At 71.0% G+C, this 22,041-nt stretch carries 18 protein-coding genes and 1 pseudogene; 8 read left to right on the top strand and 11 right to left on the bottom strand.

The genetic code is table 11. The annotated features are described in order from the left end of the window. Positions 1–21: 21 nt before the first annotated feature. Both MTF65_RS11045 and MTF65_RS11050 read right to left on the bottom strand, forming a co-directional pair. Positions 22–639, bottom strand: a complete 618-nt coding sequence (locus tag MTF65_RS11045) for an SMI1/KNR4 family protein (RefSeq protein WP_243628373.1) — start codon at positions 637–639, stop codon at positions 22–24. 59 nt (positions 640–698) lie between these two features. Then, positions 699–1,088 (bottom strand): DUF192 domain-containing protein, encoded by a 390-nt coding sequence (locus MTF65_RS11050; RefSeq protein WP_374207202.1) that lies wholly within the window; start codon positions 1,086–1,088, stop codon positions 699–701. Between the two features lie 128 nt (positions 1,089–1,216). Here MTF65_RS11050 and MTF65_RS11055 point away from each other — a divergent pair, with 128 nt between their 5' ends. Beyond that, a complete protein-coding gene (locus MTF65_RS11055; RefSeq protein ID WP_243628374.1) occupies positions 1,217–2,161 on the top strand; it encodes an A24 family peptidase in 945 nt (314 codons plus the stop codon). A gap of 141 nt (positions 2,162–2,302) precedes the next feature. Here MTF65_RS11055 and mgrA read toward each other — a convergent pair whose 3' ends face one another. After that, positions 2,303–3,340 carry an L-glyceraldehyde 3-phosphate reductase gene (gene mgrA, locus MTF65_RS11060; RefSeq protein WP_308407145.1) on the bottom strand — a complete coding sequence of 346 codons (1,038 nt, stop codon included), beginning with the start codon at positions 3,338–3,340 and terminating at the stop codon, positions 2,303–2,305. A 128-nt stretch (positions 3,341–3,468) separates the two neighbouring features. Here mgrA and MTF65_RS11065 point away from each other — a divergent pair, with 128 nt between their 5' ends. From MTF65_RS11065 to MTF65_RS11085, 5 genes are all read left to right on the top strand, one after another. Next, positions 3,469–4,230, top strand: coding sequence for an isoprenyl transferase (locus MTF65_RS11065; protein WP_243628375.1), 762 nt, complete (start codon positions 3,469–3,471; stop codon positions 4,228–4,230). Positions 4,231–4,647: 417 nt separating this feature from the next. Further along, positions 4,648–5,979 (top strand): PhoH family protein, encoded by a 1,332-nt coding sequence (locus MTF65_RS11070; protein ID WP_243628376.1) that lies wholly within the window; start codon positions 4,648–4,650, stop codon positions 5,977–5,979. A 396-nt stretch (positions 5,980–6,375) separates the two neighbouring features. After that, the gene (locus MTF65_RS11075; protein ID WP_243628673.1) at positions 6,376–7,092 is read left to right on the top strand and encodes a transglycosylase SLT domain-containing protein; all 717 of its coding nucleotides are present in this window, start codon (positions 6,376–6,378) and stop codon (positions 7,090–7,092) included. 127 nt (positions 7,093–7,219) lie between these two features. Next, on the top strand, positions 7,220–8,560 hold the full coding sequence (locus tag MTF65_RS11080) for an AI-2E family transporter (RefSeq protein ID WP_243628377.1): 1,341 nt from the start codon (positions 7,220–7,222) through the stop codon (positions 8,558–8,560). Between the two features lie 31 nt (positions 8,561–8,591). Beyond that, entirely contained in the window at positions 8,592–9,281 is a 690-nt protein-coding gene (locus MTF65_RS11085) for a hypothetical protein (RefSeq protein ID WP_243628378.1), read from the top strand. A 113-nt stretch (positions 9,282–9,394) separates the two neighbouring features. Here the strand turns inward: MTF65_RS11085 and MTF65_RS11090 are convergent, their stop codons facing one another. Further along, on the bottom strand, positions 9,395–9,931 hold the full coding sequence (locus tag MTF65_RS11090) for an alkyl hydroperoxide reductase (RefSeq protein ID WP_243628379.1): 537 nt from the start codon (positions 9,929–9,931) through the stop codon (positions 9,395–9,397). Positions 9,932–9,934: 3 nt separating this feature from the next. Beyond that, positions 9,935–10,489, bottom strand: coding sequence for a peroxiredoxin (locus tag MTF65_RS11095; protein ID WP_243628380.1), 555 nt, complete (start codon positions 10,487–10,489; stop codon positions 9,935–9,937). A gap of 137 nt (positions 10,490–10,626) precedes the next feature. Between MTF65_RS11095 and MTF65_RS11100 the strand changes: the two genes are divergently transcribed. Continuing rightward, entirely contained in the window at positions 10,627–11,622 is a 996-nt protein-coding gene (locus MTF65_RS11100) for a hydrogen peroxide-inducible genes activator (RefSeq protein WP_374207203.1), read from the top strand. A gap of 91 nt (positions 11,623–11,713) precedes the next feature. On the opposite strand, the gene MTF65_RS11105 is transcribed toward MTF65_RS11100, so the two are convergent. Together MTF65_RS11105 and MTF65_RS11110 are read right to left on the bottom strand one after the other, a co-directional pair. Then, complete coding sequence (locus tag MTF65_RS11105; protein WP_243628381.1) at positions 11,714–11,965, bottom strand: hypothetical protein; 252 nt, start codon at positions 11,963–11,965, stop codon at positions 11,714–11,716. After that, the gene (locus tag MTF65_RS11110; RefSeq protein ID WP_243628382.1) at positions 11,962–12,912 is read right to left on the bottom strand and encodes an SPFH domain-containing protein; all 951 of its coding nucleotides are present in this window, start codon (positions 12,910–12,912) and stop codon (positions 11,962–11,964) included. The genes MTF65_RS11105 and MTF65_RS11110 overlap by 4 nt, the downstream gene beginning before the upstream one ends. Positions 12,913–13,145: 233 nt before the next feature. Between MTF65_RS11110 and MTF65_RS11115 the strand changes: the two genes are divergently transcribed. Next, positions 13,146–15,440, top strand: coding sequence for a transglycosylase domain-containing protein (locus MTF65_RS11115; protein ID WP_243628383.1), 2,295 nt, complete (start codon positions 13,146–13,148; stop codon positions 15,438–15,440). Between the two features lie 124 nt (positions 15,441–15,564). On the opposite strand, the pseudogene MTF65_RS11120 reads toward MTF65_RS11115, so the two are convergent. From MTF65_RS11120 to MTF65_RS11135, 4 genes and pseudogenes are all read right to left on the bottom strand, one after another. Beyond that, positions 15,565–17,090, bottom strand: a pseudogene (locus MTF65_RS11120) (catalase). A 66-nt stretch (positions 17,091–17,156) separates the two neighbouring features. After that, entirely contained in the window at positions 17,157–19,478 is a 2,322-nt protein-coding gene (locus MTF65_RS11125; RefSeq protein WP_243628384.1) for an ATP-binding SpoIIE family protein phosphatase, read from the bottom strand. A 252-nt stretch (positions 19,479–19,730) separates the two neighbouring features. After that, positions 19,731–20,432: a DUF402 domain-containing protein gene (locus MTF65_RS11130; protein WP_243628385.1), complete on the bottom strand. Its 702-nt coding sequence runs from the start codon at positions 20,430–20,432 to the stop codon at positions 19,731–19,733. A 101-nt stretch (positions 20,433–20,533) separates the two neighbouring features. Continuing rightward, on the bottom strand, positions 20,534–21,973 hold the full coding sequence (locus tag MTF65_RS11135) for a class II fumarate hydratase (protein ID WP_279398806.1): 1,440 nt from the start codon (positions 21,971–21,973) through the stop codon (positions 20,534–20,536). Positions 21,974–22,041: the final 68 nt, after the last annotated feature.

Below are 22,041 nucleotides of genomic sequence, written 5' to 3' on the forward strand. Positions count from 1 at the left end.
CGCCGGCCGGCGTCGCTATCGCTAGTCGGAGAAGTCTCCGGCGTAGGGATCGGGCTCGCCCGTCTCCGGGTTGCGGCCCTCCTGCCAACGGCGCTGGGCCTTGCGCCAGTGCACGAAGCTGAGGTGGCCGCCGTCCCAGAAGGTGATGCTGACGGGGCTCATGTCGAACTCGTCGGCGCACAGCCGGTAGAGGAATTCGGCCATGCCGTACGGGTACACGGCGAAGGAATCGGCGGTGTGCCGCCCACAGACCAATACCGGCCACTGGTCCGGGTCGGGGTCGGTGGTGAGCCAGCACAGGATGTCGGAGCCGCCGGTGACGCCCCAGGCGATGATCGATTCCGGGTCCACGTCGAAGGCGGCGCGGCCGCCCTCCGCCTCCCAGACGGCCCGGGCGTTGCCGGTCTCCTCGGCCATCCCGGCCGGGTCCCACTGGAGTCCGGGCTTGGGCAGCGGCAGCAGCACGCTGGCCTCACCGTTGATGGAGCCGGCGCCGAAGCGGCCCATGAACGCGACGAAATCGGCCGGGAACCGGGTGCCCCAGGCCGCCTCCACGGCCCGCCAGTCGATGTCCTCGTCGGCGCCGTGCGTCGCCGGCATGATCTGCTCCAGCGCCTTGACCCGCGCGTTCTCCGTCATGACGCTCCCCTGACACCCCGGCTCAACCGCCCCAACCTACCGCCGGGCGGGGACCACGCCTAGCGCGAGGTGAGACGCGAGTGCGGTTCGACGGCCAGCGGGGTACCGACGCGCAGGCCCCATCCGGCCATGGCGCCGGCGGCGGCCTCCAGGATGTGGCGGGAACGAGGGCGCGGCAGGCCGAGGCGGCCGGGGGCCATGGTGGTCAGGGCGATGACGCGCAGGTTCCGGTCGAGGTACGCCACGTCGATGGCGAACCGCATCCGGAAGGTGTGCACACTCGCGGCCGGGGTGAGCAGCAGCGCCCCGTCGACGCCGTCGCGGCCGAGGAGGCCGCGGGTGCGGGCGCGGTAGGAGGCGGCGATCTCCAGGGGGATCGCCGGGCGGATCGCCGGGCCGCCGCCGACGCGGAGGACGGCTGCCCCGTCGTGCCAGTGCTGCTGCCGCACGCTGCTCTGCCCTCCCTTGGCCCCGGTCCGGTCCGGTCCGGCGTCGCCAGCCTAGGCCGGGCGGGGCGGAGCGGGGATGGGTCCGGGGGCCCACGCCACTCGGGGGTGGCGGGGCCTACCGTCAGCGGATGAGTGTGGTCGTGATCACCGTTCTCGCCGCCGCGTACGGCGTGGCCGCCGGGCTGTCGCTGCCCCGGGCGGCCTACCGCCTGTCGGTGGCCCCGGGGGAGCCGTGGCGCGACCGCTGCCCCGAGGGCCACCCCCTCCCAGGCTGGCTCGGCCCCGCCCACTGCCGGCCCCCCGAGACCCCCCGGGCTCCCGAGGCCCCGCGGGCAGCGCCGGGTGGCGGAGTCTGCCGGGCCCCCGAGGCCCCGCAGGCCGCCCAGGCTCCGGAGGCCCCGCAGGCCGCGCCGGGTGTCGGGGCCCGCCAGGCCGGCCAGGCCCGCCAGGCCGCTCCAGGTGTTGGGGCCCCGCAGGCCCCCGAGGCCCCCCAGGCCGCGCCCGGCGGTGGGGTGCGGGGCGGGCACCGGTACGGGGTGTCCCGCCTTCGGGTGGGCGGTGTCAGTGGCGTGGTGTGCGGTGCGGTCGGGGTGGCTGTGGGGGTGCGGCCCGAGGTGGCGGTCTTCGTGGGGCTCGCGCCCGTACTCGTCCTGCTCGCGCTCGTGGACCTGGCCGTGCACCGGCTGCCCGACCTGCTCACCCTGCCCCTGGCCGCCGCCACCGCCGCGCTGCTCGGCGCGGCCGCCCTCGCGCCCCGCGCCGCCGGGTCGTGGCGGCTCGCGCTGCTCGGCGGGGCCGCGCTCGGGGCCTCGTACCTCCTGCTGTTCCTGATCAACCCGGCCGGCATCGGCTTCGGCGACGTCAAGCTGGCGCTCGCCCTGGGGGTCGCTCTTGGGTGGTACGGGTGGGGGGTATGGGCGCTCGGAGCGTTCCTGGGCTTCGTCTACGGGGCCCTCTACGGCCTCGGCCTAGTGCTGAAGGGCCGCGCGGGCCTCAAGGCGGCATTCCCGTTCGGGCCCTTCATGGCCGCCGGAACCCTCACCGGAGTGCTGTGGGGCGGATTCGGAGCGTAATCATCTCGCGCCAATGCACGCAGTGCGCTTTACGAAGGGTTATGGTGGAACCCCCCCCTCGGGCCGGTCCGTATCCCCCCCACGGACCGGCCCGTTTTTTCTTTCCCCCGCCCCGACCGACCGGTACGCCAAAAGCGCAGGTCAGCCGCGCTGAGCCCAGATATTGGTGCCGGGAGTGGAGACGGCGAAGGAGTCGATCTCCTTCAGTTCCCGCTCCGAGAGGGGCGCGCCGGCCAGGGCCGCGACGTTTTCCTCCAGCTGGGCCACGCTCGAAGCGCCGATCAGCGCCGAGGTCATCCGCTCGTCCCGCAGCACCCAGCTCAGCGCCAGCTGCGCCAGCGACTGCCCGCGCCGCGCCGCGATGTCGTTCAGCCCGCCCAGGCGCCGCAGCACCTCGTCCGACAGCAGGTCCGGGTTCAGGGACTTGCCCTGGGCGGCCCGCGAGTCCGCCGGGATGCCCTTGAGGTACTTGCCCGTCAGCAGCCCCTGCGCGAGCGGCACGAAGGAGATGCAGCCCATGCCGTTCTCCTCCAGGGTGTCCAGCAGCGCGTCCTCCTCCGTCCAGCGGTTGATCATGGAGTACGAGGGCTGGTGGATCAGCGGGCGCACGCCCATCTCGCGCAGGATCCCGGCCGCCTCGGCCGTCTGCCGCGCGGTGTACGAGGAGACGCCGACGTAGAGCGCCTTGCCCTGCTGGACCGCGGACGCGAGCGCGCCCATGGTCTCCTCCAGCGGGGTGTCCGGGTCGAAGCGGTGCGAGTAGAAGATGTCCACGTAGTCCACGCCCATCCGCTTCAGGGAGGCGTCGAGCGAGCCGAGCAGGTACTTCCGGCTGCCCCACTCGCCGTACGGGCCGTCGTGCATCTGGTAGCCGGCCTTGGTGGAGATCACCAGCTCCTCGCGGTAGGACGCGAAGTCCTGCGCGAAGATCTTGCCGAAGTTGAGCTCGGCCGAGCCGGCGGGCGGACCGTAGTTGTTCGCCAGGTCGAAGTGGGTCACGCCGAGGTCGAAGGCCCGGCGCAGGATCGCCCGCTGGGACTCCAGCGACTTGTCGTCGCCGAAGTTGTGCCAGAGGCCGAGGGAGATGGCGGGGAGCTTGAGGCCGCTGCGGCCGGAGCGCCGGTACTCCATGGAGTCGTAGCGCGAGGGCTCTGCCCGATAGGGATTGTTATCAGTCACGTTGTCCTCCCTATCACGGACTCGTGACACACCGAGTTGGGTACCCGATCCCACCGCGCAGTAATGTGGCGCCTCTCGGGGGAGACCGCAATCCGCACGGGGGCATTGCACGGAGGGGCTCGAAGATCGTGAAGCTGCGCGACCTGGTGTACAGGCTCTATGCACGCCGGGTGGAAGGCCGCCTCGACCATGACGCGGCGCCCAAGCACATCGGTGTCATCCTGGACGGGAACAGACGCTGGGCGAAGGCGTCCGGTGGTACGACGGAACAGGGCCACCAGGCGGGGGCCGACAAGATCTCCGAGATGCTGGGCTGGTGCACCGAGACGGACGTCGAGGTCGTCACCCTGTGGATGCTGTCCACGGACAACCTGGACCGGCCGGAGGTCGAACTCCGTCCGCTGCTCAACATCATCGAGAACACCGTGCGGGGCCTCGCCGCGGACGGCCGGTGGCGCGTCCACCACGTCGGCAACCTCGACATCCTGCCCCCGCGGACCCAGGCGGTGCTGAAGGAGGCCGAGCAGGCCACGCACGGCGTCGAGGGGATACTCGTCAACGTCGCCGTCGGCTACGGCGGCCGCCAGGAGATCGCCGACGCGGTCCGCTCGCTGCTGCTGGAGCACGCCGAGAAGGGCACTTCCTTCGAGGAGCTCGCCGAGATCCTCGACATCGACCACATCGCGGAGCACCTCTACACGCGCGGCCAGCCCGACCCGGACCTCGTGATCCGCACCAGCGGCGAGCAGCGCCTGTCCGGATTCATGCTGTGGCAGAGCGCCCACTCGGAGTACTACTTCTGCGAGGTCTTCTGGCCGGCCTTCCGGAAGGTCGACTTCCTGCGCGCGCTGCGCGACTACGCGGCGCGCCACCGGCGGTACGGGACCTGATCCCCGGAGTCCTGGAGTCTCGGAGCCTCCGGAGCCTCCGGAGCCTCCGGAGCCCCCGGAATACAGGGATCTCCCCCCGGATCCCCGTGAGCTGACGCCCCCTCGGGCCCTCGGCCGTCCCCCGCGCCCCTCGCGTCCCCCCTCGTAAGCCTTCACCTGGGATTCACCGAGCGTCCGTCATATGCCATGGCATGGCCTGGCCGGTTCGGGGAATATCCCTTTCAGGTCGACGCCCGATCCACGGGTGTCGAGTCTCAGCGGACGGCATGGGGTCGTCCGCCCGGGAGGCCCCTTGCACCAGGACGCACGTGCGGTTCGCACGGACGGAGTGGGAGGGCCGGAAGTCGGCCCCGCATGGGTGCCGATGACCGGTCCGGTCTTCATGGCCCGACCTCTTCCGAGGGGGTACGTCCTTCCGTGGTGACCAGCACAAAGCGCCGCCTGCCCGACAGGCGGACCTACGTCCTCGACACCAGCGTCCTGCTGGCAGACCCCAACGCGATCTCCCGCTTCGACGAGCACGAGGTCGTGCTCCCGATCGTGGTGATCACCGAGCTGGAGGCAAAGAGGCACCATCCCGAACTCGGCTACTTCGCCCGTCAGGCCCTCCGCCTGCTCGACGACTTCCGGGTTCGCTACGGACGCCTCGACTCCCCCATCCCGCTGGGCGATCTGGGCGGCACCCTGCGTGTCGAGCTCAACCACTCCGACGCCGGTGCCCTTCCCGCCACGTTCTTGAACGAGCGGGGCCGATTGGGGGACAACGACGCGCGGATCCTCGCCGTCGCCCGCAATCTCCAGGCCGAGGGCTACGACGTCACGGTGGTCTCGAAGGACCTCCCCCTGCGCATCAAGGCCTCCTCCGTGGGGCTGCTCGCCGAGGAGTACCGGGCGGAGCTCGCGATCACCGACGCCGGCTGGACCGGCATGAGCGAACTCGCCCTCTCCGGGGAGCAGGTGGACCTCCTCTACTCGGAGGAGCGGCTGTACGTCCCGGAGGCGGCCGAGATGCCCGTGCACACCGGACTGGTGCTCCAGTCCGAGCGCGGCAAGGCGCTGGGCCGGGTCACGGCCAACGGCAACGTGAAGCTCGTACGCGGCGACCGCGAGGCCTTCGGGCTGCATGGCCGCAGCGCCGAGCAGCGCATCGCGCTGGACCTGCTGCTCGATCCGGACATCGGGATCATCTCGATGGGCGGCCGGGCCGGCACCGGCAAGTCGGCGCTGGCGCTGTGCGCGGGACTGGAGGCGGTGCTGGAGCGGAGGCAGCATCAGAAGGTGATGGTCTTCCGGCCGCTGTACGCGGTGGGCGGGCAGGAGCTCGGCTACCTGCCGGGTGACCAGGGGGAGAAGATGAGCCCCTGGGCGCAGGCGGTCTTCGACACCCTCTCCTCGGTCGCCGGGCGCGAGGTCATCGAGGAGGTGCTGAACCGCGGGATGCTGGAGGTCCTGCCGCTCACGCACATCCGGGGCCGCTCGCTGCACGACGCCTTCGTGATCGTGGACGAGGCGCAGTCGCTGGAGCGAAATGTCCTTCTGACCGTTCTGTCCCGAATCGGCGCGAATTCGAGGGTGGTGCTGACCCACGACGTCGCTCAGCGGGACAACCTGCGGGTCGGCCGGTACGACGGAGTCGTCGCCGTGGTCGAGAAGCTGAAGGGGCATCCGCTCTTCGCGCACGTCACGCTGACGCGTTCCGAGCGCTCGCCGATCGCCGCGCTGGTCACCGAGATGCTCGAATCCCTGTAAGCGCGAAAAGGGTCAAAGACCCCATAGCGGGAAGGCGAGTTGACGCCGCCCGGCAAAGGCCCGGGAGCCTAGCCGGGCGGCGTCGCGCTGCACAGGCCTTTGTCCGAAACAACCGCGCCATGCCAGGTGTGACCTTTCCCACGCAACGGAGAATTGCCTTGCGGTGTCGGGGTCCGGCAGAGTCTGGTTTCCGTCAGGCCCCGCATACGGCACCCTTGTATCCCCTGTGGGTACGCGCACCACCGATAACTCCAGAACCGTTCGCCGTATGCCGCCCGAGCTTCACGCGGCGCTCCTCGCAGAGGAGTTGCCCACGGGCCCGCGCCTCCAGTGACCGCATCACCACGGAGGCCAGTGTCGAGGGGCACTCTTGCGCCCGCGCGGTCACTGCGGACGCTGCTGGAAGGACACCGTGTGAGCCGGATCTCGGTCCGGGGATTCGCCGTGGCTTCGGCCACTGCGGTCACCACCGTCGGAGCAGTCGTGGGCGTCGCCACCGGCGACCCCGCCTCGAACGACCTCGAGACGACCGCGTCCGGCGCGACTCTCCTCACTGACATCCCGGTCGGCGACCAGGCCGTTGTCCAGAGCGCGTCCCTGACGCAGCAGGCCGACGCCATCGCCCACGCCGCCGACGCCGACGCCAAGCGCTCGGCGGAGGAGGCCGCCCGCATCCAGGCCGCCGAGGACGCCAAGGCCAAGAAGGCCGAGGCGCAGAAGGCCGCGGACGAGAAGGCCGCGCAGGAGAAGAAGGAGCGGGACGAGAAGGAGCAGGTCGCGAGCCGCTCCGCCGCCCGCGACTTCGCGGTCCAGAGCTCCTACACGGTCGCCCAGGTCAAGGCCATGGCCCAGCAGATGATCCCGGCCGGGCAGTTCCAGTGCTTCTCCAACATCGTGAACCACGAGTCCACCTGGAACTACAAGGCGGTGAACGCGTCTTCGGGCGCGTACGGCCTCGTCCAGGCGCTCCCGGGGTCCAAGATGTCCTCGGCCGGAGCCGACTGGCGCACCAACCCGGCCACGCAGATCAAGTGGGGCCTGACCTACATGAACGAGCGCTACGGCAGCCCCTGCGGCGCCTGGAGCTTCTGGCAGGCCAACCACTGGTACTAGGCGCAGGTCCGGCCCCGCGCCGGCCGCTCAACCCCGGGGAGCCCCGCACCGTCATATGGTGCGGGGCTCCTCGCGTGTACGGTCGTGCGAGGTGTGACCGAGTGGATCGGGCGGGGGAAGGAAAGACATGGCGAAGAGAGCAGGCTGGCTCGGCCGGCTGGGAAACCGGCTGAGCCGGATGGAGGCGCGCCTCGACGAACGGCGTGCCGAGGTCGAGGCCGAGACCTCGGGCGTGCCCCAGCAGCACGTCACTCCCGCCACTCCCGTCGCTCCCGTCGAAACCGCACCGCCGGTCCCCGCGGACGGATTGCGGGCGCGCCCCGACCCCGTGAGCGTCGTCCCGTGGGGGATGCGGGTCGCCGCCGAGGTCAGCTGGCGGCTGCTGCTGCTCGCGGGCATGCTCTGGGTGATGATGCGGGTGATCAGCGAAGTCCGCCTGGTCGTCCTCGCCTTCGCCGCCGCGCTGCTCGTCACCGCACTGCTCCAGCCCTTCGTGGTGCGGCTGCGCCGGCTGGGCCTGCCGCGCGGGCTGGCCACCGCCGTCACCGCGATCCTGGGCTTCGTGGTCATCGGGCTGGTCGGCTGGTTCGTCGTCTGGCAGGTCATGGAGAACCTCGACGACCTCTCCGACCGGGTGCGCGACGGCATCAACGAGCTCAAACTCTGGGCGCTGGACAGTCCGTTCCATGTGACCGAGAAGCAGATCAACGACATCGCGAAGAACCTCACCGACACCATCGGCACCAACACCGAGGAGATCACCTCCGCCGGCCTCCAAGGCGTGACGGTCCTCGTCGAGGTGCTGACGGGCATGCTGCTCGCGATGTTCTCGACGCTGTTCCTGCTGTACGACGGCAAGCGCATCTGGACCTGGGTGCTCGGCCTGGTCCCCGCGCCCGCGCGGCAGGGAGTCGCGGGCGCCGGTCCGCGCGCCTGGCGCACGCTGACCGCGTACGTGCGCGGCACGGTCCTCGTCGCGCTCATCGACGCCGTCTTCATCGGCCTCGGCCTGTACTTCCTCGACGTGACGATGGCGGTGCCGCTCGCGGTCTTCATCTTCCTGTTCGCCTTCATCCCGCTGGTCGGCGCGGTGATCTCGGGAGCCCTCGCGGTGGTCGTGGCCCTGGTGACCCAGGGCGTGTACACGGCGCTGGGCGTGCTGGCCGTGGTGCTGCTCGTGCAGCAGATCGAGGGGCACGTGCTCCAGCCCTTCATCCTGGGCCGGGCGGTACGGGTGCACCCGCTCGCGGTGGTGCTCTCGGTGGCCGCCGGCGGGATGATCGCGGGCATCGGCGGAGCGGTCGTCGCCGTCCCGCTGGTGGCCGTCACCAACACGGTGGTGGGCTACCTGCGGGCGTATTCGCAGGACCAGCTCCGCGCGGGCGCCCCGCTGGTCGGTGCGGCGCCCCACGGTGCGATGGCCCTGGGCGTGACCGCACTGGAGACGGGCGAGGACCGCAGGGCCTGAGAGCGACGGGGAACCGGGGGAGGGGCAAGGGATGATCAGCGAGCCCGAGTTCGACGGGGTGTGGGAGGCGGGCCGTCCGGCCGAGGCGGCGGAGCCGGCTCCGGCGGGCGAGCAGGTACCGGTACGGGGGCGGCGGCGCGCGCCGTGGCTGTGGGCGCTGGGCGGTGCGGTGGTGGCCTCGGCGGTCTGGGCGGGCACCCTGGCGGTGCAGAATCGTTTTGGCGACGCACCGCCCCGGATCGGCTACCGGCATGCCGAGGACCTGTGCGGGGAGGAGCCCCTGGCCGGGCTCTCCAAGACCCTGATGGCCTTCGAGCCCGGCACCCGGCGCCACAAGGAGGAACCCGCGCTGGACTGGTCGTCCTGCATGCACAACACCGCCTACTCCGATGGCCAGGTGTCGTACATGGTCATGACGGTGGTCGAGCTGCACAAGAAGACCGATCCCCGGGAGGAGTTCGGCGCCGGGCCGGGGTTCGCGAGGGATATGTACGAGGGCGGCAGCGCCCAGCAGGAGCAGGTGCCGGGGCTCGGCGAGCGCGCGGTGATGAGCCACGTGATCGGCGGGTACAGAGGGCCCAGGCTGGAGGTGCTCGACGGCGGCGCGGAGTTCACGATGATGGTGGACTGGCTCGGCGACGAGGACGAGCAGGACGAGGACGCGATCAAGGCGGCCATGATCGAGGACATGCGCGCGCTGATGACCCGGCTGAAGAAGTAGACCCGCCGGGGAACGCCGGGGAGGCGCCGGGACAGCGCCCGGACAGCGCCGGGACGGCACAGTGCCCCCGCCGCCGGGAATGGCCGCGGGGGCACTGAACTTCGTACGACGTGTCACTCGCCGGCGAGGGCGGCCTCCGCGTCGAGGGTGACCGCGACGGCCTGGATCACCGAGGCGATCTTGAACGCCTCCTGGATCGTCTCGCGGTCGACACCGGCCTTGCGCAGGACCTGCTCGTGCGAGTCGAGGCACTGGCCGCAGCCGTTGATCGCGGAGACCGCGAGCGACCACAGCTCGAAGTCGACCTTCTCCACGCCCGGGTTGCCGATGACGTTCATCCGCAGACCGGCGCGCAGCGTGCCGTACTCCGGGTCGGAGAGCAGGTGCCGCGTGCGGTAGAAGACGTTGTTCATCGCCATGACCGCGGCGGCGGACTTGGCGGCGGTGTACGCCTCCGGCGACAGGGCCGCCTTCGCCTCCGGCTCCAGCTCACGCAGGACGCGCGGGGAGCGGGCGGCGATCGCGCAGGCCAGGACCGTGCCCCACAGCTGCTGCTGCGGGAGCTCGCTGTTGCCGATGACCGAACCGAGGTTCAGCTTCAGGTCCTTGGCGAAGTCCGGTACGGCGGACTTGAGGGAGTCGAGGGACATCCGTCACTCACCGGCCAGCAGCGCGCCGGCGTCGAGGGTGTTCTCGCCCTTGGTCCAGTTGCAGGGGCACAGCTCGTCGGTCTGCAGGGCGTCGAGGACCCGCAGGACCTCCTTGGGGTTACGGCCCACGGAACCGGCGGTCACCATCGTGAACTGGATCTCGTTGTTCTGGTCGACGATGAAGACGGCGCGCTGCGCGAAGCCGTCCTCGCCCTGGACGCCACAGGCGCGCATGAGCTCGTGCTTGGAGTCGGCCAGCATCGGGAAGGGCAGGTCACGCAGGTCGGCGTGGTCCTTGCGCCAGGCGTGGTGCACGAACTCGGAGTCGCCGGAGACGCCGAGGATCTGCGCGTCGCGGTCGGCGAACTCCTCGTTCAGCTTGCCGAACGCCGCGATCTCGGTCGGGCAGACGAAGGTGAAGTCCTTGGGCCAGAAGAACACCACGCGCCACTTGCCCTCGTAGGTCTTGTGGTCGATCTGGGCGAACTCGCTGCCGGCTTCGAGCGAGACGCAAGCGGTGAGGTCGTACGAGGGGAACTTGTCGCCGACAGTGAGCACGCGCTCTCCTTGAGGGGAATGGAAAGTGACCCTTTTGGGGGCTTTCCGAGAGGGTTGGACGGATCTCACATGCTGACACACCTGCATTGATTACAGAAATAGATACTCTTGTGCCGGGTGATCGGAGGTACCTATCAGTGGCTGTCGGTAATAGGGGAGCGAAGCCGCTCGGCGCCAAGCCGCTCGGCACGAAGGGCAACGGCTCGGTCAGGCAGCCGACGCTCGCGCAGTTGCGCGCCTTCGCGGCCGTCGCCGAGCACCTGCACTTCCGTGACGCGGCCGCCGCGATCGGGATGAGCCAGCCCGCGCTCTCCGGGGCCGTCTCCGCGCTGGAGGAGGCCCTCGGCGTGCAGTTGCTGGAGCGCACCACCCGCAAGGTGCTGCTCTCCCCGGCCGGCGAGCGGATCGCGGCCCGGGCGCGCGTCGTGCTCGACGCCGTGGGCGGGCTGCTGGAGGAGGCCGAGGCGGTACGGGCGCCCTTCACCGGGGTCCTGCGCCTGGGGGTGATCCCCACCGTGGCCCCGTACCTGCTGCCGAGCGTGCTCGGGCTCTTCCACCGGCGCTACCCGCGGATGGACCTCCAGGTGCACGAGGAGCAGACGTCCTCGCTGCTGGAGGGGCTGACCGGCGGCCGCCTCGACCTGCTGCTGCTCGCCGTGCCCCTGGGGATGCCCGGGGTCACCGAACTGCCCGTCTTCGACGAGGACTTCGTACTCCTCGCGCCCCGGGAGCACCCGCTCGCCGGGCGGCGGGACATTCCGCGCGAGGAACTGCGCGGTCTCCAGCTGCTGTTGCTCGACGAGGGGCACTGCCTGCGGGACCAGGCCCTGGACATCTGCCGCGAGGCGGGGCGCACCGACGGGGCGGACGTGACCACGACCGCCGCCGGGCTGTCCACGCTCGTACAGCTGGTCGCGGGGGGACTGGGCGTGACGCTGTTGCCGCGTACCGCGCTGCGGCTGGAGACCGCCCGCAACGAGTACCTGGCCACCGGGTACTTCGCCGAGCCCGCGCCCTCGCGGCGGATCGCGCTGGCCATGCGGACCGGGACGGCCCGGCAGGAGGAGTTCCGGGCCATTGCCGCTGCGCTGCGTGAAGCGGTGCGGCCGCTGCCGGTGTGGCCCACGGACTGAGCGGGTGCGGCGCCGCTGCTTTGAGGCGCTGCCCCCAGCAGCGCCTCAAACGCCGGCGGGGCTGGATGGCGCGGAGCCCGGCAGTGGTGGGTCAGTCCGCGGACTTCGGGGGGCGCCCCCGGCGCGGGATGGGGCCCGGGCCGGAGGGGAGGCGGCCCGACTCGGCCAGGGCCCTGCGGAGCAGGAACTCGATCTGCGCGTTGGCGCTGCGGAGTTCCTCGCCCGCCCAGCGCGCGAGCGCGTCGTACACCTGCGGATCGAGCCGGAGCAGCACCTGCTTGCGGGCCTGGCGGCCCGGCTTCGCGGGCGGCGGCTCCGGTGCGCCGTCGGTGTCGGGGCTCACTGGTAGAGGGTGCCCGTGTTGACGACCGGCTGGGCCGCGCGGTCACCGCAGAGGACCACCATCAGGTTCGAGACCATCGCGGCCTTGCGCTCCGGGTCCAGGTCCACGATCTCCTGCTCCGCCAGGCGGGTCAGGGCCAGTTCGACCATGCCCACCGCGCCCTCGACGATCAGCTTGCGCGCCGCCACGACCGCGCCCGCCTGCTGGCGCTGGAGCATCGCGGAGGCGATCTCGGGAGCGTAGGCGAGGTGCGTGAAGCGGGACTCGATGATGTGGACGCCCGCCGCCTCGACGCGTACGTGGAGTTCGGCCGCGAGCTTCTCCGTGATCTCCTCCGCGTTGCCGCGCAGGGACAGGCCGCCCTCGTCGTGCGAGTCGTAGGGGTACTCGATCGCGATGTGGCGCACCGCCGCCTCGGTCTGCGTCTCCACGAACTCCGTGAAGTCCTCGACCTCGAAGACCGCCCGCGCGGTGTCCTCGACCCGCCACACCACGACGGCCGCGAGCTCGATGGGGTTGCCGTAGGCGTCGTTGACCTTCAGGACGGCCGTCTCGTGGTTGCGGACGCGGGTGGAGATCTTCTCGCGGGACGTCAGCGGGTTGACCCAGCGCAGTCCGTCGGAGCGGATCGTGCCCCGGTAGCGGCCGAACAGCTGGACCACTCGGGCCTGGCCGGGCGCCACCGTGTTGAGCCCGCTCATCGCGAAGATCGCGCCGAGGATCACGAGGATGCCGCCCACGATGAACGCCGCCTTCGCCCCCGCCGCGACCGCGACCGCGCCGCAGGCGATCAGCCCCGCACCGGCTATCACACCCAACAGGCCCAGAAGCAGGGCGAGTCCGCCGCCGACGCTGTGCGCCGCGTACTCGCGTACCTCGTGTGCCGTGCCCCCGCCCGCGCCGGCAGCCGCGCCGGCAGCCGCGTCGACGCCTGATGTGTTTGTCATGGAATGCCCCCGTTTGTTCATGCGTGGTCGCTCGCACCTTCTAGCAAAGTGATATCACTTTTTGAGTCCACCGCAACCCTCGGGTCGTCTCGCGCGTCGGTTCCAGTGATGTGGGTGCTGATTCTCACGTCCGAAATGACCTGTTTTGATCAGGGTTGGCCAACCTTTGTCACAGCCTGCGGTGTTAGTTTTCTGAGCTGACGTCGGGGGGGTAATCGAGCGGAGCGGGAGCGATGGGCCGAGCAGAGGCGCGACGGGCGCAGCAGCAGCGCGGAGCGCGGCGGGCACAGGGCGGGCGCGCCACCAGCGGCAACGGTGGCAGGGGCGCCAAGGGGCGCGCCGGCAAACGCACTGGCATACGCCGGTTCTTCACCTGGAAGAAGATCGTCGGAACGTTCCTCGGAATGATCCTGCTCGGCATGGCCACCCTGGTCATCCTCTATTACTCCGTGGACGAGCCCGACACCGCGAACACCAACGCGACGCTCCAGAGCAACGTCTTCAAGTACTCCGACGGCTCGGTCATGAGCCGCACCGGCAAGCTCAACCGCGAGATCGTTCCGATCGACAAGATCCCGGAGGACGTCCAGACGGCCTTCATCGCGATCGAGAACAAGTCCTTCTACGAGGACCAAGGCGTGGACATGATGGGCGTGGCCCGGGGCCTGTTCAACACGGTCAGGGGCAAGGGCACCGCCGGCGGTTCGACGATCACCCAGCAGTACGTCAAGAACTACTACCTGACGCAGGACCAGTCGGCGACGCGCAAGCTGCGGGAGCTCATCATCTCCCTCAAGGTCGACGAGCGCATGGGGAAGAAAGAGATCCTCGCCGGCTACCTGAACACCAACTTCTACGGGCGCAGCGCGTACGGCATCCAGGCCGCGGCCCAGGCCTACTACAACGTCGACGCCGACAAGCTCACCCTCGCCCAGGGCGCCTACCTCGCCGCCGTCATCCAGGCCCCCAGCCAGTACGACTGGGCGACCGCCGGCCCGAACGGCAAGCGACTGGTCACGATCCGCTTCAACGCGGTCCTCGACAACATGGTCGAGATGGGCAAGCTGAGCCCCGAGAAGCGCAAGGAAATCACCTTCCAGGAGCCGGTCAAGCCCAAGCCCGCCCCCGGCATGGAGGGCCAGAAGGGCTACTTCGTGCAGGCCGCCACGGAGGAGCTCGCCAAGCAGGGCATCTCCGCCAAGGAACTGGAAGCCGGCGGCTGGACGATCACGCTCAACATCGACAAGAAGAAGCAGGAGGCGCTGGAGAAGGCGGTCAACGACGAGCTGGAGTCCAAGCTCGACCGCAAGGACACCAAGAAGCGCCCCGTCGACCAGAGCGTGCAGGCCGGCGCCACCTCCGTGGACCCGAAGACCGGCGCGATCGTCGCCATGTACGGCGGCACGAGCCGGGCCGAGCAGTGGAACAGCAACGCCCTGCGCACCGACTACCAGCCGGGCTCGACCTTCAAGCCCATCGTGCTGGCCTCGGCCCTGGAGAACGGGGCCACGACCCAGGACAACAAGCCGATCACCCCGAACGCCCTCTACGACGGCACCAGCAAGCGCCCGGTGGTCGGCAGTGACATCGCGTTCAAACCGCAGAACCAGGACAACATCAACTACGGCGATCCGCTGATCACGGTCCAGGAAGCCACCAACTTGTCGGTGAACTCCGTCTACGCCCAGATGATCGTGGACGTGGGCCCGCCGAAGGTGAAGAAGACCGCCCTGGAGCTGGGCATGCAGGACCGCGACGGCTGGGGCGCGAACGAGCCCGCCATGTCGCTCGGCACCATGAGTGCCAACACCGTCGAAATGGCAGGCGTCTACGCCACGCTCGACAACCACGGCAAGAAGGTCACCCCGACCATCGTCAAGACCGCCGAGCACAAGGACCGCGAGTACAAGCCGGGCCCCGCCGTCGGCGCCCAGGCCATCAGCAGCAAGACCGCCGACACCGTCACCAAGGTGCTCACCGGCGTCGTCGAGGAGGGCTCCGGCAAGGCCGTGCGCAGCTCCGCCTACGAGGCCGCCGGCAAGACGGGCACCACCGAGTCCAACGTCGCCGCCTGGTTCACCGCGTACACCCCGGAGCTCGTCACCGTCGTCGCGATGTTCGGTTCGGACCCGACCACCCACGAGCAGACCACGCTGACCGGCACCGCCGGCCTCGGGCGCGCGGGCGGTTCCAGTTTCCCCGCCGCGATCTGGAAGGCGTACACCCTCGCCGCGCTCAAGGGCGTGAAGACGGGCGACTTCAAGCTGCCGGACGCCGAGATGGGCGCCGTGCAGGCACCGAGCCGCAGCGCCTCGCCCTCGACCTCGCCGAGCCAGTCCGCCGGCAGCCAGTCGCCGAGCACCAGCCGGTCGCCGCAGAACAGCCCGGACCCGAGCCAGAGTTCGCCGAAGCCGAGCACGAGCTCGACCTCGCCGAAGCCGGACCCGAGTACGAGCACGGGCTCGCCCAAGCCGGACCCGAGCAAGAACTCGCCGAAGCCGCCGCCGCCGGTACTACCGGTGCCGTAGGCCCACCGCCGCCGCCGACGCGGTACACCGCCGCCCCGACGCGGTACACCGCCGCCCCGCAGCGTTCGCGCCGCGGGGCGGCGGTGTGCTTCCCCGCTTCCCCGCTTCCCCGCTTCCCCGCTCCTCAGGCGTCCGGGACCGCCGCCGCGATCCGGTCGCCGACGCCCTTGTCGATGGCGCGCCAGTACTGGAAGGCGCGCTCCCGCACCGGGCGGCTGACCCCGTCCTTCAGATGCCCGCTGACGTTCGAGACGAGACGGTCGCGGGCCGCGTCGTCCAGCACCTGCCGGACCATCGTGCCCGGCTGGCTCCAGTCGTCGTCCGCGCTGTGCGGCGTGTACGCCTCGCGCACCATCTCACCCGTCGCCGCCCAGCCGGCCGGCTCGCCGAAGTGGCCGGTGTCCGCGGCGGGACCGCCGTACGAGTTGGGGGCGTACGGGCGCGCCGCGGCCGACGGCTCGAAGCGCATCGCGCCGTCCTTCGCGTACGAGGCGACCCGCGAGCGGGGCCGGTTCGGCGGGAGCTGGTCGTAGTTCGCCCCGATCCGGTACCGGTGCGTGTCCGGGTACGAGAACAGCCGGCCCAGCAGCATCTTGTCCGGCGACGGGCCGATGCCCGGGACCAGGTTCGACGGCTCGAAAGCGGCCTGCTCGATGTGGACGAAGTAGTCCTCGGGGTTTTTGGCCAAGGTCATCCGCCCGACCTCGATCAGCGGGTAGTCGCCGTGCGGCCACACCTTGGTCAGGTCGAACGGGTTGAAGCGGTAGCCCGGCGCGTCCTCGACATTCATGACCTGGACGTGCATCGTCCAGCTCGGGGGCTCGCCGTGCTCGATCGACTCGTAGAGGTCGCGGCGGTGGTTGTCCGGGTCCTCGCCCGCGATCCGGTCGGCGTCGGCCTGGGTCAGGAACTCGATGCCCTGGTCGGTCTTGATGTGGTACTTCACCCAGAACTTCTCGCCGCCCCCGTTGACCCACATGTAGGTGTGCGAGCCGTAGCCGTTCATGTGCCGGTAGCTCTTGGGGATGCCCCGGTCGCCCATCAGCCAGGTCACCATGTGCGCCGACTCGGGGGACAGGGTCCAGAAGTCCCACTGCATGTCGTGGTCGCGCAGCCCGTTGTCGGGGCGGCGCTTCTGCGAGCGGATGAAGTCCTGGAACTTCTGGGGGTCACGCACGAAGAAGACCGGCGTGTTGTTCCCGACCAGGTCGTAGTTCCCGTACTCGGTGTAGAACTTCAGGGCGAAACCACGCGGGTCCCGCCATGTGTCGGGGGAGCCCTGCTCTCCCGCGACGGTCGAGAAACGGGCCAGCATCTCGGTCCTGCGGCCCGGCTGGAACAGGTCGGCCTTGGTGAACTGGCTGACGTCGTTGGTCACCTGGAAGACGCCGTACGCGCCCGCGCCCTTGGCGTGGACCACCCGCTCGGGGACCCTTCCCCAAGCTCTCAACTGCGTTCGAGCAGGGGAGACCCCATTCGGTTGAACTGGGCCATCTTCTCGATCAGGTAGTGGTCCTGGAGCAGGATCGGGCCGTCGGGACTCACCGTGAGCGAGTACTCGTCGCTCTCCACCGGGATCCCGGCGTTGTCCGTCGTGTACGGGACCTGCCGGACCTGCCGCGCTTCCTGGGTCACGAGCGTCCTCCCCATGGGGCGGTCGGTTCGCTGAGCTCTTTCTCGCTGAGCTCTTTCTCGTGCGCTCTTTCTCGTGCCCAGTCAACGCCGCTCGTGCGCCCCCGGCAACGGGAGCTCGAACCAGACCACCTTTCCGCTGCTCAGCCGGGTCGCGCCCCAGCGGCGGGCCAGCCGGTTGACCAGGAACAGGCCGCGGCCGCCCTCGTCGGTCTCCCGGGCGCGGCGCTGGCGGGGCAGCTGCGGGGAGTCGTCGCCGACCTCGCAGCGCAGCACGTCCGTCCGCAGCAGGCGCAGGGTCACGGGCCGCTCGGCGTACCGCACGGCATTGGTGACCACCTCGCTGACCAGCAGCTCCAGCGAGTCCTGGAGTTCCTCCAGGCCCCACCGGGTCAGCGCGCGGCGGGCGAACCGGCGGGCCCGGCCCGGAGCGGTCTCCTCCGGGTCCAGGAACCAGTACGCGACGTCACTGGGCGCGATCCCGTCGAAGCGGGCCGCGAGCAGCGCGATGTCGTCGTCCCGGTCGCCCGGGCCGAGCATGTCGAGGACGTCGTCGCAGAGCGCCTCCAGCGGCGGCGGGTGGTCCAGGCCGGTCAGCTGGGCGGTCGTGGCGAGCCGCTCGCGCAGCTGCTCGATGCCGGTCCACACGTCGCGCAGCCGGGACTCCACCAGGCCGTCGGTGTACAGCAGCAGCGTGGCCCCGGCCGGGGCGTCCAGCTCCACGGCCTCGAAGTCCACGCCGCCGACGCCGATGGGGGCGCCGGGCGGCACCCGGAGCACCTCGGCGCGGCCGCCCAGGTGCAGCAGTACCGGCGGCGGATGGCCGGCGTTGGCGATGGTGATCCGGTGCGAGACGGGGTCGTAGACCGCGTACAGGCAGGTGGCCATCCGGTCCGAGCCGAGGCGCTGCGCCTGCTCGTCGAGGTGGTGGAGCACCTCGGCCGGGGGCAGGTCCAGCTGCGCCAGCGTCTGCGCGGTCGTACGGAGCTGGCCCATGATCGCGGCGGAGGTCATGGAGTGGCCCATGACATCGCCGACGACGAGGGCGACCCGGCTGCCGGGGAGGGGTATGGCGTCGTACCAGTCGCCGCCGACCCGGGCCGTCTCGGCGGCGGGAAGGTAGCGGGAGGCCAGCCGGACCCCGGTGGGCTGGGGGAGGCTGTCGGGGAGCATGGTGCGCTGGAGCTCGTCGGCGATGTATGCCTCGCGGCCGTAGAGGACGGCCTTGTCGATGCCGAGCGCGGTGTGGGTGGCCAGCTGGGCGGCGACCAGGAGGTCGTTCGTCTCGAAGGCGGGCCGCTCGGGGGTACGCAGGAACACGGCCGCGCCGATGACGCGGCGGCGGCCCCGGAGGGGCGCGAGGATGGCGCGCTGGCCGCGCGGTACGGGGTGCTCCGCGCCCAGCAGCTCCGGCAGGGCGGCCTTGGCGGCGGCGGAGTCCCCGAAGACGGGCCGTACGCCGCGCAGCACCTCGGCGAGGGCCCCGCCGGTGCGGATCTCGCACAGCTCGGCTGCGGGCAGGTCACCCTGCGGGCCGACCAGCGGCAACTGGCTGAAGTCGAGTTCGCCGGCGGCCCCCGGGAAGGCGGCGCCGCCCAGGAGCCCGGCGGTCCCGGTGGTCCCGGTGATCGTGGTGGTCCCGGTGGTTCCGGCGGTGTCCGATCCGGCTCCGGTGAGGTCGTCGATCGGCCGGAGCCGGTCGGTGCGGCGGAGCCTTAAGACGACCGGGCCGACGGGACGCTCGTCGCCGACGGGGAGGGGGTCGCGGAGGTAGACGAGGATGGCGTCCGAGAAGGTCGGGACGGTGGCCCGGCACAGGCCGAGCACGATCTCGTCGAGGTCGATGCCGCGCGCGATCCGCCGGGTGGCGGCGCCGACGAACCGCAGGCGGTCGCCTTCCCGCCGGGCGGCGCTGATCTCCGGCATCCCTTCGACGCCGGCGGCGCCCGCGACGGGGTTCGCCGCGGGGCTCACGGCCGGGTTCGCCGCCGGGTTCACGGCGGGGTTCACGGCCGGCATTGCGGCGGGGTTCGCAGCCGGGTTCGCGCGGCCCGGTTTCGCGGCGCGGGCCGGCTTCGCGGCGGGCTTCGCGCCCGGGTTCACGGCCTCCGCGGCCTTGCGGGCCGCCGCGCCGTCCCGGGTACGGGCACTGCCCTGGCCGGGGTCCCCGGCGGCCGCCGCCTCGGCCGTCGCGCGGGGCCGGGGGAAGCCCCCGCCCTCGGGGCGCGGGCGGGCGTCGGAAGCCGCCGCGGGCGCGCCGCCGCCCGGCTCGCCGCCCGGGACCGGCGCATGCGTGCGTACGGCCTCGGCGGCCGCGATGGGCGCCTTGCCGTGGCCGGCGTCATCCGTACCTCCGCCGGAGGCGATGGGCTGCGGGCCCTCCTGGGAGGTGGGGTACTCCGTCACGCGTGGAATTCCGTCCGTTTGCGCTCGATGTGCGCTGCACTCAACTCGGTCAGTCGCGGTATACCCGCTCAGCGGCAGGGGCACCACCGCCCCGCATTCCGCGTCCGGCTCGTTACCTCTCGCTCTGCGTTGATCTCCGGTCAAGTTCCGTGTACGGCACGTCATTTACGGATGCTCAGCCGCGCGGCAACGCCGCACGCCACCCAGCGGAGGACGATCCTACGTTTGAACCCCGGGGGCGCATCAAGGGTCTCATGAGGTCATATGCGCCGGGGTGCGGTCCCAGTCCTCGGGTAGAACCGGAACTTGCCATGCCGGATCAGGCCGCCAGTCCTGCCAACCGTCGGAGAACGGCGGCCCCCAGGCCCGGATCAGGTCCACCGCGGCGCGCCCGGCCTCCCGGACCCGGGCCGCCTGCTCCCGGTCCATCAGCCCGAGGTGCTGGGCCTGCGCGAACTCGTCCTCGTCCAGCCACTTCCAACTGCGGTCCGGGCTGACGGCGATGTCCAGGTAGTGGTCCTCGGAGTCCACCCCGTCGGCCCATCGCGTGCGCGGCCGCTCCAGGTTCACGTACCAGTTCTTGAACCGCCAGCCCCGCTCCCAGAACAGCCACACCGACCAGGGGTCCCCGGGCCGGGCCAGCTTCAGCACCCCGGTGCCGAACCACCGCGCCCGTACGGTGGTGCGCGGCGCGGTGTAGCGCGTGGCGAGGGGCTCCGCGTGCAGGGGGGTGCCGTCGACGAGGACGGGTTTGACGCACTCGGTGCCGGGGGCCATCCAGACGGCCAGCAGGTCCGGGGTGTCCTGGACCACCGTCACCGGGCGGCAGATGTGGACCTGGCCCTTCAGACCGGGCGCGTGATCGCGGTAGCGCCAGAGGATCTGGTCCCCCGGCGCCCAGTGCCCGCCCCGCGCGTCCGCGCCCTCGCCCCCGCCGCCTCCGGTACCTGTCATGCGCAGATCTTAGGGCGGGTACCCCTACGCCCGCTGCGGTGCAGGTCACGGAGGTCTCAAGGGACGGGAAACGACCGGATCCGGCCCCCGGCGGCAGGGGCTCAGGGCCGGGTCATGCGCAGGACGTCGAGGGCCTCGTCCAGTTGCTCCAGGGTCAGGTCGCCGCGCTCGACGTACCCCGACTCCAGCACGACCTCCCTGATCGTCTTCCGCTCGGCGAGGGACTTCTTCGCGACCTTGGCGGCCTCCTCGTAGCCGATGTAACGGTTCAACGGGGTCACGACGGAGGGCGAGGACTCCGCGTACTCCCTGGCCCGCGCCACATTGGCGGTGATCCCGGCCACGGTGCGGTCGGCCAGCAGGCGGCTCGCGCTGCCGAGCAGCCGGATCGATTCGAGGAGGTTCCTGGCCATCACCGGGAGCATCACGTTGAGCTCGAAGTTGCCCGCAGCGCCCGCGACGGCGACCGCGGTGTCGTTCCCCGTCACTTGCGCGGCGACCATGAGCACGGCCTCCGGGACGACCGGATTGACCTTCCCCGGCATGATCGAGGACCCCGGCTGGAGGTCGGGGAGATTGATTTCGGCCAATCCTGTCCGCGGGCCCGAGGACATCCAGCGCAGGTCGTTGCAGATCTTGGTGAGCGAGACGGCGATGGTACGGAGCATCCCCGAGGTCTCGACGAGGGCGTCCCGAGCCCCCTGGGCCTCGAAGTGGTCGCGCGCCTCGGTCAGCGGCAGCCCGGTGGCGGCGGCCACCTCGGCGATCACGGCGGCGGAGAACCCGGGCGGGGTGTTGATCCCGGTGCCCACGGCGGTCCCGCCGAGCGGCAGTTCCGCGAGCCGCGGCAGGGCGGCGCGCAGCCGCTCGACCCCGTAGCGCACCTGGGCGGCGTACCCGCCGAACTCCTGGCCCAGGGTGACCGGGGTGGCGTCCATCAGGTGCGTGCGGCCCGCCTTGACCACGTCGGCGAACTCGGCGGCCTTGAGCTCCAGGGCGGCCGCGAGGTGCTCCAGGGCCGGGATCAGCTCGCCGATGACGGCGGCGGTCGCGGCGATGTGGAGGGAGGACGGGAACACGTCGTTGGAACTCTGCGAGGCGTTGACGTGGTCGTTGGGGTGCACCTCGCGGCCGAGCCGCTCGGTGGCCAGGGTGGCGATCACCTCGTTGGTGTTCATGTTGGACGAGGTCCCGGACCCGGTCTGGAACACATCGACCGGGAAGTGCTCGTCCCAGCGGCCCTCGGCGACCTCGGCCGCGGCGGACCGGATCGCCTCGGCGATGTCCTCGTCCACCACGCCCAGGCGGGCGTTGACCAGGGCCGCGGCGGCCTTGACGCGGGCCAGGGCCTCGATGTGGGCGCGCTCCAAACGCTGGCCGGAGACGGGGAAGTTCTCCACCGCGCGCTGGGTCTGGGCCCGCCACTTGGCGTGCGCGGGCACCCGTACCTCACCCATCGAGTCGTGCTCGACGCGGTAGCCGTCGGGGGTCTGGTCGGGGCTCTGGTCGGGGGTCTGGTCGCGGGTCTGATCGTCGGTCATGTTCGTGGCCTCCTCAAAAAGTTGAGCAATTGTCTTGTTCGAAGTGTTCCCAACTCCCCTACTGACCA

This window comes from Streptomyces sp. APSN-46.1 (assembly GCF_022815725.1).
Taxonomy (GTDB): domain Bacteria; phylum Actinomycetota; class Actinomycetes; order Streptomycetales; family Streptomycetaceae; genus Streptomyces.